Here is a 14807-nt window from a genome sequence, read left to right as displayed (position 1 = left end):
GGCGCGGGCCTCACATGGTGCGGATGGCCACCGAGTCGCACAGGCCCTCCAGCGCCGCCTTCGCCGGGCAGTCCGGCAGCGGGGCCAGCAGCGCCCGGGCCTCCTCGGCCTGGCGCAGCGTCTCGCGGCGGGCCCGCTCCAGCGCCGGGTGGCGGCGCAGCAGGCGCAGCGCCTCGGCGTGCAGGGCGTCGTCCGAGAGGTCCTGGTCGAGCAGTTCGCGCAGCCGGGTGTCGGCCTCGTCGGCCGGGTCGGCCGGCATCTGGCGCAGCAGCAGGGTCGGCAGGGTGGGCACGCCCTCGCGCAGGTCGGTGCCGGGGGTCTTGCCGGACTCGTCGCCGTCGCTGGCGATGTCCAGCACGTCGTCGGCCAGCTGGAAGGCGATGCCGATCCGCTCGCCGAAGTCCCCGAGGGTCTCGACCACCCACGGCTCGGCGCCGGCCGCCTGTGCTCCTATCCGGCAGGAGACGGCGATCAGCGAGCCGGTCTTGCCGGCCAGCACGTCCAGGTAGTGCAGCAGCGGGTCGACGTCCGGGCCGGGGCCGCGGGTCTCCATGATCTGGCCGGTGACCAGGCGCTCGAACGCCTCGGCCTGCATCCGCACGGCCTCGGGACCGAGGTCGGCGAGGACCTGGGAGGCGCGGGAGAACAGGAAGTCGCCGGTGAGGATGGCCACCGAGTTGTCCCAGCGGGAGTTGGCGCTGGGACCGCCGCGGCGCACGGGCGCCTCGTCCATGACGTCGTCGTGGTACAGCGTGGCCAGGTGGGTCAGTTCGACGACGACGGCCGCCGGCACCACGCCGGGCGCCCCCGGGTCGCCGAACTGGGCGGCCAGCAGCAGGAGCAGCGGACGGAAGCGCTTGCCGCCGGCCTCGATGAGGTGGCTGGCGGTGACGGTGATGAACGGGACGTCGCTCTTGACGGTCTCGGCGAGCGCCGCCTCCACCGCGTCCAGTCCGGCCTGGACGTCCCGGGTCAGGTCGCGGTCCTGCACGCTGAGCCCGAAGGGTCCCACGACGGTCACGAAGACCACTCCTCTGTCCCTGGTCGATCTAGCGGCCTGGTCCCTGAGTGCCGCCGCTGGCCATACAGGCAGGGTATCCGGTCGTGAGTGGATCACTGCACGGGCGTGCTGGTCCTGTCATGGTCGGGCTCGAAGCCCAGGTCAGGCGGGCTGCGCGGGGGCCGCGGCGGTGGTGGCGGATCCGGCCGCGGATAAAGGCCCCCGGCTCAGGGTCCGGGCACCGGCCCGAGCACCGGCCCGGGCCGGCCCGGAGATCCGGACCGGCCCGCGGCCGACGGCGGCGAACACCGTCAGTATGCGAACAGCGAAGCCTTCGACGCGAGGTCCAGGAAGTACTGCGGCAGCAGCCCCAGCCCCAGCGTCACCAGCACCCCGACCCCGATCGCCGTCGCCGTGAACGCGCTGGGGATCGCCACCGTCGGGCCGTTCGGCTGCGGGTCGGAGAAGAACATCAGCACGATCACCCGGATGTAGAAGAACGCGGCCACCGCCGAACTCAGCACACCCACGACCACCAGCGGCGTCGCCCCGCCGGCCGCCGCCGCCTGGAACACCGCGAACTTCCCCGTGAACCCCGAGGTCAGCGGGATGCCCGCGAAGGCCAGCAGGAACAGCGCGAACACCGCCGCCAGCAGCGGCGAACGCCGCCCCAGGCCCGCCCAGGAGGACAGGTGCGTCGCCTCGCCCTTGGAGTCGCGCACCAGCGTCACCACCGCGAAGGCGCCCAGCGTCACGAAGGAGTACGCCGCCAGGTAGAACAGCACCGAGGAGACGCCCTGGCGGTCGAGGGCGATCACCCCGGTCAGGATGAACCCGGCGTGCGCGATCGAGGAGTACGCCAGCAGGCGCTTGACGTCCTGCTGCGTCACCGCCAGCACCGCGCCCACCACCATCGTCAGGATCGCGACGCCCCACATCACCGGCCGCCAGTCCAGCTTGAGACCGGGGAAGGCCACGTAGAACAGCCGCAGGAACGCCCCGAAGGCCGCCACCTTCGTCGCCGAGGCCATGAAACCCGTCACCGGCGTCGGCGCGCCCTGGTACACGTCCGGCGTCCAGGCGTGGAAGGGCACCGCGCCGACCTTGAACAGCAGGCCCACCGCCAGCATCGCCAGGCCGATCAGCAGCAGCGCGTCACTCTGCGTCGAGCTCAGCTGCGCCGCGGTGGCCATCGACTTGCCCGCGATCACGTCGGAGATGTCGACGAGCTTCACGCTGCCCGCGTACCCGTACAGCAGCGCCGTGCCGAACAGGAAGAACGCCGAGGCGAACGCGCCGAGCAGGAAGTACTTGACCGCCGCCTCCTGCGACAGCAGCCGCCGGCGCCGGGCCAGCGCGCACAGCAGGTACAGCGGCAGCGAGAAGACCTCCAGCGCCACGAACATCGTCAGCAGGTCGTTGGCGGCGGGGAACAGCAGCATGCCGCCGACGGCGAACAGCGTCAGCGGGAAGACCTCGGTGGTCGTCCAGCCGGCCCGGTTCGCGGCCCGCTCCTGCTCGCCGCCCGGCGTCGTGGACGCCTGCGCGGCGAACGCGTCCGCGGGCAGGCCCCCGGCCTTGGGCTCCAGGCGGCGCTCCGCGTAGGTGAGCACCGCGACGACGGCGACCAGCAGGATCACGCCCTGCAGGAACAGCGCAGGGCCGTCCATGGCGACGGCCTCCATCGCCAGCAGGTTCAGGTGCGGCCCGCCGTGGCCCTGGGCGGCCAGCACCACCACGGCGACGAACGAGCCGACCAGCGCGGCCAGGGAGAGGCCGACCTGCGTCCAGTACCGGTGGCGGCGGGGCACGAAAGCCTCCACCAGGATGCCGGCCACGGCCGCGCCGAAGACCACCAGCATCGGGGAGAGCTGGCCGTACTCGATGTGCGGCGCCGGGATACTGGGCGTGTTGCCGCCTGCGGCGAGGAGCACTGCGGGGGCGCTCACTTCTGCTCACCTCCGGAGCTGGCGGTCACCGGGTGGGCCGGCGCCGGGTCGGTGCGGTGGACCTGCGAGAGCGTCGCGTCCACCGAGGGGTTCACCAGGTCGGTGAGCGGCTTGGGGTAGACGCCGAGCAGGATCGTCAGCGCCACCAGCGGGGCCACCACGGCCAGTTCGCGCACCCGCAGGTCCGGGATGGAGCGCACCCCCTCCTTCACCGGGCCGGTCATGGTGCGCTGGTACAGCAGCAGCGCGTACAGCGCGGCCAGCACGATGCCGAAGGTCGCGATGATCCCGATCACCGGGTAGCGGGTGAACGTGCCCACCAGCACCAGGAACTCGCTGACGAACGGCGCCAGGCCCGGCAGCGACAGCGTCGCCAGACCGCCGATCAGGAACGTGCCCGCCAGCACCGGGGCCACCTTCTGCACGCCGCCGTAGTCGGCGATCAGCCGCGAGCCGCGGCGCGAGATCAGGAAGCCGGCCACCAGCATCCACGCGGCGGTGGAGATGCCGTGGTTGACCATGTAGAGCGTCGCGCCGCTCTGGCCCTGGCTCGTCATCGCGAAGATCCCCATGATGATGAAGCCGAAGTGGGAGATCGAGGCGTACGCCACCAGGCGCTTGATGTCCTTCTGGCCGATCGCCAGCAGCGCCCCGTAGACGATCCCGACCAGGGACAGCACCAGGAGAGCCGGGGCGAAGGTCTTCGAGGCGTCCGGGAACAGGCCCAGGCAGAAGCGCAGCATCGCGAACGTGCCGACCTTGTCCACCACGGCGGTGATCAGCACCGCCGTCCCGGCCGTCGACTCGCCCATCGCGTTGGGCAGCCAGGTGTGCAGCGGCCACAGCGGGGCCTTCACCGCGAAGGCGAAGAAGAAGCCGAGGAACAGCGCCTTCTCCGCGGTGCCGCCCAGCTGCAGCCGGCCGTCCGCGATCGCGGAGGTCAGCGCCTGCAGGTCGAAGGTGCCCACGCCCTGGTCCTGCGCGGCCACGTACAGGCCGATCACCGCCGCCAGCATCACCAGGCCGCCGAGCAGGTTGTAGAGGAGGAACTTCACCGCCGCGTACGAGCGCTGACGCGCCGAGTCGGGGCCGCCCGCGCGGTCCCCGAAGCCGCCGATCAGGAAGTACATCGGGATCAGCATGGCTTCGAAGAACACGTAGAACACGAACACGTCGGTGGCGTAGAAGGAGACGAGGACCATCGCCTCCACGGCCAGGATCAGGGCGAAGAAGCCCTGGGTGCGGCGCCGGCTCTCGAAGCCGGCCGCCTCGGAGGCGGCCTCCGGGTTCGCGGGTGCCGGGTCGGTGGGTGCCGGGTCGGCGTCGTGCCAGGAGGCGAGCATCACCACCGGCACCAGGACGGCCGTCAGCAGCGCCAGGACGGCGCCGATGCCGTCCACGCCCAGCGAGAAGGTGATGCCGAAGGAGCGGATCCAGCTGTACGACTCCGTCAGCTGGTAGCGCGCGCCGTGCGGATCGAAGCGGGCCGCCGCCACGGCGGCCAGCACCAGCGCCACCGCCGAGACGCCCAGCGCCACCGCCTTGGTGGCCCGGCGGCGCCCCTCGGTGGAGCCGGCCGGCAGGGCGGCGGTCAGCACCGCGCCCGCCGCCGGGACGGCGCAGGTCACGGACAGCAGAGCACTCATGCGCCCACCTCGCTTCGCTCGGCAGGGCCATTCGCCCGTACGCGGCGTTGAATGGTTCGCTCGCTTCGCTCGCTCACGGTTTGCCTCCCCCGCGAGTCGTGGATCGGACATCCATCAGAAGGACCTCATCAGGAGAGTGGAGGCGACGAGCACCAGCGTGCCGCCGAACATGGAGAGCGCGTAGCTGCGCACGAAGCCGTTCTGCACCCGGCGCAGCCGGCTCGACAGGCCGCCGATCACGGCCGCCAGGCCGTTGACGAAGCCGTCCAGGCCGCGGCTGTCGAAGAACACCAGCGTCGCGGTGAGCGCCGAGCCCGGGCGCACCAGCAGTGCGTGGTTGAGCTCGTCCTGCAGGAGGTCCCGGCGGGCGGCCCTGGTGAGCGGGGAGCCGACCGGCGGCGTCACCGGCACCGGCGAGCGCCCGTACATCACGTACGACAGTCCGACGCCCGCCAGCATGCAGGTGATGGTCAGGCCCGTGATCACCCCCGTGGCCAGCGGCGAGTCGCCCTCCGCGTGGCCGACGACCGGCTCCAGCCAGTTCACGAAGGAGTGGCGGAAGTCGAACAGCCAGCCCGCGAACACCGAGCCGAAGGCCAACAGCACCATCGGGATCACCATCGTGCGCGGCGACTCGTGCGGGTGCGGCAGGTCGCCCTTGTCGTCCGCCTGCCAGCGCTTCTCGCCGAAGAAGGTCAGCAGCACCACCCGGGTCATGTAGAAGGCGGTGACCGCCGCGCCGACCAGGGTGCACAGGCCCAGGATCCAGCCCTCGGTGCCGCCCTTGGCGAACGCGGCCTCGATGATCTTGTCCTTGGAGAAGTACCCCGACAGGCCCGGGAAGCCGATGATCGCCAGGTAGCCGAGGAGGAACGTCCCGAACGTCCAGGGCATGTACGTGCGCAGGCCCCCGTAGCGACGCATGTTCACCTCGTCGTTCATGCCGTGCATGACCGACCCGGCGCCCAGGAACAGACCCGCCTTGAAGAAGCCGTGCGTCACCAGGTGCATGATCGCGAAGACGTAGCCGATCGGGCCCAGGCCCGCCGCCAGCACCATGTAGCCGATCTGCGACATCGTCGAACCGGCCAGCGCCTTCTTGATGTCGTCCTTGGCACACCCGACGATCGCACCGTAGAGCAGCGTCACCACGCCGACCACCACCACGGCGGTGCGGGCGTCCGGCGCCAGGTCGAAGATCGCCGAGGAACGGGTGATCAGGTACACCCCGGCCGTCACCATCGTCGCCGCGTGGATCAGCGCCGACACCGGTGTCGGGCCCTCCATCGCGTCACCGAGCCAGGACTGCAGCGGCACCTGCGCCGACTTGCCGCAGGCAGCCAGCAGCAGCATCAGGCCGATCGCCGTCAGCTTGCCCTCGCTCGCCTGCTGCACGCCCCCGACCGCGCCTTCCGAACCGAGGATCGGGCCGAAGGCGAAGGAGCCGAACTCCGCGAACATCAGCATGATCGCGATCGACAGGCCCATGTCGCCGACCCGGTTGACGATGAACGCCTTCTTGGCCGCCGTCGCCGCACTCGGCTTGTGCTGCCAGAAGCCGATCAGCAGGTACGAGGCCAGACCCACGCCCTCCCAACCGAAGTACAGCAGAAGGTAGTTGTCGGCGACGACCAGCAGCAGCATCGCCGCCAGGAACAGGTTCAGGTACGCGAAGAAACGGCGCCGGCGCTCGTCGTGCGCCATGTAGCCCACCGAGTACAGGTGGATCAGCGTGCCGACCCCGGTGATCAGCAGCACGAAGGTCATCGACAACTGGTCGAGCCGGAACGTGAAATCGGCCTGGAAGCCGTTCACCGGCACCCAGCTGAACAGGTGCCTGGTCACCGCCCGGTGCTCGGCGTCACGGCCCAGCATGTCCGAGAACAGCGCCAGGCCGAAGCCGAACGAGAGCGCGGCGAGCGCCGTGGCCAGCCAGTGGCCGAACCGGTCCAGGGCCCGGCCGCCGAGCAGCAGCAGGGCCGCGCCGGCCAGGGGAGCCGCCACCAGCAGCGGAATGAGAGAGTTCACCGAAGGCCCTCCGCCTACAGCTTCATCAGATTGCTGTCGTCGACCGAAGCGGAGTGCCTGGTCCGGAAGATGGACACGATGATGGCCAGACCGACGACGACCTCCGCCGCCGCGACCACCATCGTGAAGAACGCGATGATCTGACCGTCCAGCGTCCCGTGCATCCGGGAGAAGGTCACCAGCGCCAGGTTCGAGGCGTTCAGCATCAGCTCCACGCACATGAACAGCACGATCGCGTTGCGGCGGATCAGCACCCCGGAGGCGCCGATGGTGAACAACAGGGCCGACAGGTACAGATAGTTGACCGGATTCACTCCGTGCCCTCCTCATGGTTCGGGACGGGCTCCAGGGACTTGCGCGGGCCCGCCACCGGGGGACGCTCCGAGGACGGCCGGCCCAGCCAGTGGGCCGTGGAGTTCTCCAGCTCCGCCATCCGGCGCAGCATGTCCCCGCTGACGTCCCGGACCTGGCCGCGCTCGCGCAGCGTCGCCATCACCGAGTCCTCGGAGATCGTGCCGTCCGGCAGCAGCGCCGGCACGTCCACCGCGTTGTGCCGCGCGTACACGCCCGGCACCGGCAGCGGCGGCAGCTGCAGGTTGTCGCGCACCCGCTGCGCCGCCAGCTCCCGCTGCGTCTTCGGCGCCCTCACGTGCTCGCGGTGCGTCAGCACCATCGCGCCGATCGCCGCCGTGATCAGCAGCGCGCCCGTCACCTCGAACGCCCACACGTACCGGGTGAAGATCAGCCGCGCCAGACCCGGCACATTGCCCTCGGCGTTCGCCTCCGACAGGCCCGTGAAGTGCCGCAGCTTCGCGTGGGCGATCCCCGCGATCAGCAGCACCCCGAAGCCCAGCCCGCACAGCGCCGCCGCGAACCGCTGGCCCTTCAGCTGCTCCTTGAGGGAATCCTCACTCGTCACGCCGACCAGCATCACCACGAACAGGAACAGCATCATGATCGCGCCGGTGTACACCACGATCTGCACCACGCCCAGGAACACCGCGCCCTGCGCCATGTAACAGACCGCCAGCGCCAGCATGGTCGCCGCCAGGCACAGCGCGCTGTGCACCGCCTTGCGCATCAGCACCATGCCCAGCGCGCCGCCCACCGCGACCACCGCGAGCACCCAGAACTGGACGGCCTCACCCGTGGAGGTCGTCCCGGCCGCGGCCGCGAGATGCGTCATCACTGCTGCACCTCCCTGTCCCGGTCGGTGCGCTCCTGCTGGACCGTCCCCGGCGCCGCCTGCGTGATCTCGCCCCGGTAGTACGCGCCCTCGTCGGCGCCCGGGAAGATCGTGTGCGGGGAGTCGACCATGCCCTCGGACAGGCCCACCAGCAGCTGCTCCTTGGTGAAGATCAGGTCCTTGCGGGAGGAGTCCGCGAGCTCGTACTCGTTGGTCATCGTCAGCGCCCGCGTCGGGCACGCCTCGATGCAGAGCCCGCACAGGATGCAGCGGGCGTAGTTGATCTGGTAGACCGCGCCGTAGCGCTCACCGGGCGAGTAGCGCTCATCGTCCCGGTTGTCCGCGCCCTCCACGTAGATCGCGTCCGCCGGGCACGCCCAGGCGCACAACTCGCAGCCGACGCACTTCTCCAGGCCGTCCGGATGCCGGTTCAGCTGGTGGCGGCCGTGGAAACGCGGAGCCGTCGGCTTCTTCTGCTCCGGGTACTGCTCGGTCAGCCGCTTCTTGAACATGGCCTTGAAGGTCACGCCGAAGCCGGCGGCCGGGCCGAGGATCGACGGGCGATCGCCCCGCTCGGGGCGGTCCGCACGATCGGACTGGTCGGACATCTCGGTTCAGCTCCCCTCGGTATGGTCGGCCCCGTTGAGGGCGTCCTGCAGTTGCTTCGGCGCCCGCGAGGGCCGGCGCGGCACCGGCGGCAGCACCTGGCCGGGCAGCGGAGGCACCGGGTAGCCGCCGGCCATCGGGTCGAACTCGCCCTGGTCGGCCGTCGCGTCTTCGGATGTCACTGTGGGCTCCGGCTGCTTCCTCAGGAAGTCCCGCAGCAGCGCCAGCAGCAGAACCACGCCCACCGGCGCACCCACGTACAGCACCACCGAGCCGAAGCCGTACCCCTCGTTGCGCAGCGCCCGCACACTGGCGATCAGCACCAGCCACACCAGCGAGACCGGGATCAGGACCTTCCAGCCCAGCTTCATGAACTGGTCGTAGCGCAGCCGCGGCAGCGTGCCCCGCAGCCAGATGAAGAAGAACAGCAGCAGCTGGATCTTCAGCGTGATCCACAGCATCGGCCACCAGCCGTGGTTCGCGCCCTCCCAGAACGTCGACACCGGCCACGGCGCCCGCCAGCCGCCCAGGAACAGCGTCGACGCCACCGCCGAGACCGTCACCATGTTCACGTACTCGGCCAGCATGAACATCGCGAACTTCAGCGAGGAGTACTCGGTGTTGAAACCGCCCACCAGCTCGCCCTCCGCCTCCGGAAGGTCGAACGGCGCCCGGTTCGTCTCACCCACCATCGCGATGATGTAGACGATGAACGACACCGGCAGCAGCGCAGCGAACCACGTCGGCTGCTGGTGCGAGACGATCTCCGAGGTCGACATCGACCCCGAGTAGATGAACACCGCCGCGAAGGACAGGCCCATCGCGATCTCGTAACTGACCATCTGCGCCGCCGAACGCAGCCCGCCCAGCAGCGGGTACGTCGAACCGGAGGACCAGCCCGCCAGCACGATCCCGTAGATGCCGACCGAGGCCGTCGCCAGGACGTACAGCAGCGCCACCGGGAAGTCCGTCAGCTGCAGCGGCGTACGCGTGCCGAAGATCGACACCTCGTCGCCCGCCGGACCGAAGGGGATCACCGCGAAGGCCATGAACGCCGGGATCGCGCAGACGATCGGCGCCAGGACGTAGACCACCTTGTCCGCGCCCTTGACCACCAGGTCTTCCTTCAGCGCCAGCTTCACGCCGTCCGCCAGCGACTGCAGCAGCCCCCACGGGCCGTGCCGGTTCGGCCCGATGCGCAACTGCATCCAGGCCACCACCTTGCGCTCCCACACGATCGCGACCAGCACCGTCCCGACCAGGAACGCGAAGCAGAACACCGCCTTCAGCAGCACCAGCCACCACGGGTCCTGCCCGAAGAAGTGCAGCGTCTCGTACGGCTGCGGAGTCATCACGCCTCCCCTTCCCCGGAGCCCTCGGCGGGCACCGGCCCGGCCGCGGCGATCGTCACCAGATGGCCGACCGTCGTACCGAGAGCGCGCTGCGCGCCGCCCGGCGTCGAGTTCAGCGGCACCCACACCGTCCGCTCCGGCAGCGAAGCGGTCACCTCCAGCGGCAGCGTCAGCGAACCCGCCGGGCCCGTCAGCCGCAGCCCCTCACCGTCCACCGCGCCCACCTCCAGCGCCGTCGCCGGCGACAACCGGGCCACCGCCCGGTGCCGGGTGCCCGCCAGATGCGGATCGCCCTCCTGCAGCGACCCCTCGTCCAGCAGCAGCCGCCAACCCGCCAGCACCGCCTGCCCGGTGGCCGGGCGCGGCAGCACACCCGGATGCGCCGAAGGCCCCGCCGGGCGGTCGCCCTCCCACGGTGCGAACCGGTCCAGCTCCAGCCGCGCCGCCCGCACGTCCGGCAGGCCCAGCCGGTGGCCCAGCGCGTCCGCCAGCATGTCCAGCACCCGCAGGTCCGAGGGCAGATGACGCGTCACCTGCTGGTCCGGCTTCAGCGCGGCCTCGAACATCCGCACCCGGCCCTCCCAGTCCAGGAACGTGCCCGCCTTCTCCGCCACCGCCGCCACCGGCAGCACCACGTCCGCGAGCGCCGTCACCGCCGAAGGCCGCAACTCCAGCGACACCACGAACGGCACCGCCGCCAGCGCCTCCTGCGCCAGCGCCACGTCCGGCAGGTCCTCCACACCGACCCCGCCGACCAGCAGCGCGTCCAGATCGCCCTCGGCCGCCGCCGTCAGCAGATGGCCCGTGTCCCGGCCCGGACGCGACGGCAGCTCCGCCACACCCCACACCTGAGCCGCCTCCGCCCGCGCCGCCTGCGACGCCACCGGACGCCCGCCCGGCAGCAGCGAGGGCAACGCCCCCGCCTCCACCGCCCCGCGCTCCCCCGCCCGGCGCGGCACCCACGCCGTCCGCGCCCCCGACGCGTGCGCCAGCCGCAGCACCGCCGTCAGCGCACCCGGCACCGCCGCCAGCCGCTCGCCCACCAGGATCACCGCACCCGGACGGCGCAGCAGCTCCGCCGCCCGGCCCGCCTCGTCGTTCAGCGGCTCCTCCGAAGCCAGCGCCGACAACCACTCCGGCTCCGTCCCCGGCGCCGCCGGCAGCAGCGCGCCACGCAGCTTCACCAGACCCCGCGAGGCGAACGCCGCCACCGAGAACACCCGCTGGCCCCTCGCCCGGGACGCCTTGCGCAGCCGCAGGAAGACGATCGGCGACTCCTCCTCCGGCTCCAGCCCCGCCAGCAGCACCGCCGGCGCCTGCTCCAACTCCTCGTACGAGAGGCCGCCGCCGTCCACGTCCACCCCGCGGCCGGCCACCGCCGCCGCCAGGAAGTCCGCCTCCTCACCGCTGTGCGGGCGGGCCCGGAAGTCCACGTCGTTGGTGCCCAGCACCACCCGCGCGAACTTCCCGTACGCGTACGCGTCCTCCACCGTCACCCGGCCGCCCGCCAGCACACCCGTACGGGCCCCGCGCAGACCCTGCGCCGCGCGCGCCAGCGCCTCCGGCCAGGAGGCCGGCACCAGCTCGCCCTGCTCGTCGCGCACCAGCGGCGTCGACAGGCGGCTCCGCTGCTGCGCGTACCGGAACGCGAAACGGCCCTTGTCGCAGTTCCACTCCTCGTTCACCGCCGGGTCCTCACCCGCCAGCCGGCGCAACACCTTGCCCCGGCGGTGGTCCGTGCGCTGCGCACAGCCCGAGGAACAGTGCTCGCACACGCTCGGCGAGGACACCAGGTCGAACGGGCGGGAACGGAACCGGTACGCCGCCGAGGTCAGCGCGCCCACCGGACAGATCTGGATCGTGTTCCCCGAGAAGTACGACTCGAAGTCGTCCCCCTCCCCCGTGCCGACCTGCTGCAGCGCCCCGCGCTCCACCAGGTCGATGAACGGGTCACCCGCGATCTGCTGCGAGAAACGGGTGCAACGCGCGCACAGCACGCAGCGCTCCCGGTCCAGCAGCACCTGGCTGCTGATCGGCAGCGGCTTCGCGTAGGTGCGCTTCATCCCCTCGAAACGGGAGTCCGCGGCGCCACTGGACATCGCCTGGTTCTGCAGCGGGCACTCGCCGCCCTTGTCGCAGACCGGGCAGTCCAGGGGGTGGTTGATCAGCAGCAGCTCCATCACGCCGCGCTGCGCCTTCTCGGCCACCGGCGAACTCACCTGGGTGCGCACCACCATGCCCTCGGCGACCGGGATGGTGCAGGAGGCGACCGGCTTGCGCTGGCCCTCGATCTCGACGATGCACTGCCGGCAGGCTCCGGCCGGGTCCAGCAGCGGGTGATCGCAGAAGCGCGGGATCTGGGTGCCGATCGTCTCGGCGGCCCGGATCACCAACGTCCCCTTGGGGACCTGCACTTCGACGCCGTCGATGGTGAGCGTGACCAGTTCGACCGCGGTCTCGGAGGCGGTCGGCTCGGTGATCGTCACGCGTGCACCTCCCTTTCGGTGGCGGACGGGTGTCCGGGGCGGGGGCCGTCGGCCCAGACGGTGGAGGCGGCCGGGTCGAACGGGCAGCGGCGCTCGGCCAGGTGCTGCTCGTACTCGGCCCGGAAGTGCTGGAGCGAGGAGACGATCGGGCTCGCCGCGCCGTCGCCCAGGGCGCAGAAGGACTTGCCGTTGATGTTGTCCGCGATGTCGAGGAGCTTCTCCAGGTCCCCGTCGACGCCCTGGCCCGCCTCGATCCGCTTCAGCAGCTGGACCAGCCAGTAGGTGCCCTCGCGGCAGGGGGTGCACTTGCCGCAGGACTCGTGGGCGTAGAACTCGGTCCAGCGGGTGACGGCCCGCACCACGCAGGTCGTCTCGTCGAACACCTGCAGCGCCTTGGTGCCGAGCATCGAGCCGGCCGCGCCGACGCCCTCGTAGTCCAGCGGGACGTCGAGGTGCTCCTCGGTGAACATCGGGGTGGAGGAGCCGCCCGGTGTCCAGAACTTCAGCCGGTGGCCGGAGCGGACGCCGCCGCTCAGCTCCAGCAGCTGGCGCAGGGTGATGCCCAGCGGCGCCTCGTACTGGCCGGGGTTGGTGACGTGGCCGGAGAGCGAGTACAGCGTGAAGCCCGGGGACTTCTCGGTGCCCAGGCCCTTGAACCACTCCTTGCCGCGGGCCAGGATCGGCGGCACCGAGGCGATGGACTCCACGTTGTTGACCACCGTCGGGCAGGCGTAGAGACCGGCGATCGCCGGGAACGGGGGCCGCAGCCTCGGCTGGCCGCGGCGGCCCTCCAGCGAGTCCAGCAGCGCCGTCTCCTCGCCGCAGATGTACGCGCCGGCGCCCGCGTGCACGGTGATGTCGAGGTCCACGCCGGAGCCGAGGATGTTCCGGCCCAGCAGCCCCGCCTCGTACGCCTCGGCGACGGCCGCGTGCAGGCGGCGCAGCACCGGGACGACCTCGCCGCGCAGGTAGATGAAGGCGTGGTCGCAGCGGATCGCGTAGGAAGCGATCACCATGCCCTCGATCAGGACGTGCGGGTTGGCGAACAGCAGCGGGATGTCCTTGCAGGTGCCCGGCTCGGACTCGTCGGCGTTGACCACCAGGTAGTGGGGCTTGCCGTCGTTCTGCGGGATGAACTGCCACTTCATCCCGGTGGGGAAGCCCGCGCCGCCGCGGCCGCGCAGGCCCGCGTCCTTGACCAGGGCGATCACGTCGTCCGGGGGCATGGCCAGGGCCGCCTTGAGGCCCTCGTAGCCCTGGTGGCGGCGGTAGGTGGCGAGCGTCCAGGGGCGGGTGTCGTCCCAGGAGGCGGACAGGACGGGGGTGAGCAGCTTCTCGGCCGGCTCGGCGGAGGTCATCACGCTTCGGTCCCTTCGCTGTTGCCGCCGGTCTCGGGGCGCGGGGAGACGACGCGGGCGCCGGGGGTGCCGGGCAGCGCCTCGCCCCGGGCGAGGCGCAGGCCCGCGAGCGAGGGGTCGCCGCCGGCGCCGGACTCGTCGTTGGCGCCGGGGCGCTCGTCGGGGAAGCCGGCCAGGATGCGGGCGGTCTCCTTGAAGCCGCACAGCCGCGCGCCCCGGGTGGGCCGTACCTCGCGGCCGGCCCGCAGGTCGTCCACCAGCTGCTTGGCGCTCTGCGGGGTCTGGTCGTCGAAGAACTCCCAGTTGACCATCACCACGGGGGCGTAGTCGCAGGCGGCGTTGCACTCGATGTGCTCGATCGAGATCGCGCCGTCCTCGGTCGTCTCGTTGTTGCCGACACCGAGGTGCTGCTGGAGCTCGGCGAAGATCTGGTCGCCGCCGAGCACCGCGCACAGGGTGTTGGTGCAGACCCCGACGTGGTACGTGCCGGCCGGGCGCCGCCGGTACATCGTGTAGAAGGTCGCCACCGCGGTGACCTCGGCCGTGGTGAGGTCCAACTGCTCGGCGCAGAAGCGGATTCCGGTCGCGCTGACGAAGCCCTCCTCCGACTGCACCAGGTGCAGCAGCGGCAGCAGCGCCGAGCGGGGCTGCGGGTAGCGGCCGATCAGTTCGGCGGCGTCGGCGGCCAGGCGGGCGTGCACCTCCTCGGGGTACGGCTTGGCCGGCAGTGCCGGCAGTCCGAGTTCGACGTTGGTCACCGGTCCACGCCTCCCATCACCGGGTCGATCCCGGCCACCGCGACGATCACGTCGGCCACCTGGCCGCCTTCGCACATCGCCGCCATCGACTGCAGATTGGTGAACGACGGGTCCCGGAAGTGCACCCGGTAGGGGCGCGTGCCGCCGTCGCTGACCACGTGCACGCCCAGCTCGCCCTTGGGGGACTCGACCGCGGCGTACGCCTGGCCGACCGGGACGCGGAAGCCCTCGGTGACCAGCTTGAAGTGGTGGATCAGGGCCTCCATCGAGGTGCCCATGATCTTGCGGATGTGGTCGAGGGAGTTGCCCATCCCGTCCGGGCCGACCGCGAGCTGGGCGGGCCAGGCGATCTTCTTGTCGGCCACCATCACCGGGCCCGGGCGCAGCCGGTCCAGGCACTGCTCGACGATGTGCAGGGACTGGCGCATCTCCTCCAGG

11 protein-coding genes and 1 pseudogene are annotated in these 14807 nt (G+C 71.4%); all 12 read right to left on the bottom strand.

What is annotated here, in order from left to right:
* Window positions 1–10: 10 nt before the first annotated feature.
* Complete coding sequence (locus IH61_RS0118255; protein WP_031070995.1) at window positions 11–1021, bottom strand: polyprenyl synthetase family protein; 1011 nt, start codon at window positions 1019–1021, stop codon at window positions 11–13.
* 290 nt (window positions 1022–1311) lie between these two features.
* Window positions 1312–2949: an NADH-quinone oxidoreductase subunit NuoN gene (nuoN, locus tag IH61_RS0118250; protein ID WP_078911205.1), complete on the bottom strand. Its 1638-nt coding sequence runs from the start codon at window positions 2947–2949 to the stop codon at window positions 1312–1314.
* On the bottom strand, window positions 2946–4595 hold the full coding sequence (locus tag IH61_RS0118245) for an NADH-quinone oxidoreductase subunit M (protein ID WP_031070990.1): 1650 nt from the start codon (window positions 4593–4595) through the stop codon (window positions 2946–2948). Before IH61_RS0118245 ends, nuoN begins: the two co-directional genes overlap by 4 nt.
* Window positions 4596–4709: 114 nt before the next feature.
* The gene (gene nuoL / locus IH61_RS0118240) at window positions 4710–6623 is read right to left on the bottom strand and encodes an NADH-quinone oxidoreductase subunit L (protein WP_031070989.1); all 1914 of its coding nucleotides are present in this window, start codon (window positions 6621–6623) and stop codon (window positions 4710–4712) included.
* Window positions 6624–6637: 14 nt separating this feature from the next.
* Window positions 6638–6937: an NADH-quinone oxidoreductase subunit NuoK gene (nuoK, locus tag IH61_RS0118235; RefSeq protein WP_030235394.1), complete on the bottom strand. Its 300-nt coding sequence runs from the start codon at window positions 6935–6937 to the stop codon at window positions 6638–6640.
* Entirely contained in the window at window positions 6934–7809 is an 876-nt protein-coding gene (locus tag IH61_RS0118230; protein ID WP_031070987.1) for an NADH-quinone oxidoreductase subunit J, read from the bottom strand. The genes nuoK and IH61_RS0118230 overlap by 4 nt, the downstream gene beginning before the upstream one ends.
* A complete protein-coding gene (gene nuoI / locus IH61_RS0118225; protein ID WP_031070985.1) occupies window positions 7809–8417 on the bottom strand; it encodes an NADH-quinone oxidoreductase subunit NuoI in 609 nt (202 codons plus the stop codon). Before nuoI ends, IH61_RS0118230 begins: the two co-directional genes overlap by 1 nt.
* A 6-nt stretch (window positions 8418–8423) precedes the next feature.
* Entirely contained in the window at window positions 8424–9767 is a 1344-nt protein-coding gene (nuoH, locus tag IH61_RS0118220; RefSeq protein ID WP_031070983.1) for an NADH-quinone oxidoreductase subunit NuoH, read from the bottom strand.
* Window positions 9767–12253: an NADH-quinone oxidoreductase subunit G gene (locus IH61_RS0118215; protein ID WP_031070981.1), complete on the bottom strand. Its 2487-nt coding sequence runs from the start codon at window positions 12251–12253 to the stop codon at window positions 9767–9769. The genes nuoH and IH61_RS0118215 overlap by 1 nt, the downstream gene beginning before the upstream one ends.
* Window positions 12250–13611: an NADH-quinone oxidoreductase subunit NuoF gene (gene nuoF, locus IH61_RS0118210; protein ID WP_037972988.1), complete on the bottom strand. Its 1362-nt coding sequence runs from the start codon at window positions 13609–13611 to the stop codon at window positions 12250–12252. Before nuoF ends, IH61_RS0118215 begins: the two co-directional genes overlap by 4 nt.
* On the bottom strand, window positions 13611–14369 hold the full coding sequence (nuoE, locus tag IH61_RS0118205; RefSeq protein ID WP_031070977.1) for an NADH-quinone oxidoreductase subunit NuoE: 759 nt from the start codon (window positions 14367–14369) through the stop codon (window positions 13611–13613). The genes nuoF and nuoE overlap by 1 nt, the downstream gene beginning before the upstream one ends.
* Window positions 14366–14807: pseudogene (locus IH61_RS0118200) on the bottom strand (NADH dehydrogenase subunit D); the annotation flags it as partial. The gene nuoE and the pseudogene IH61_RS0118200, both read right to left, overlap by 4 nt.

Origin of the sequence: Streptomyces sp. NRRL WC-3742, from assembly GCF_000720635.1 — a bacterium.
Taxonomy (GTDB): domain Bacteria; phylum Actinomycetota; class Actinomycetes; order Streptomycetales; family Streptomycetaceae; genus Kitasatospora.
This window is presented reverse-complemented; position numbering and strand designations above follow the sequence as displayed.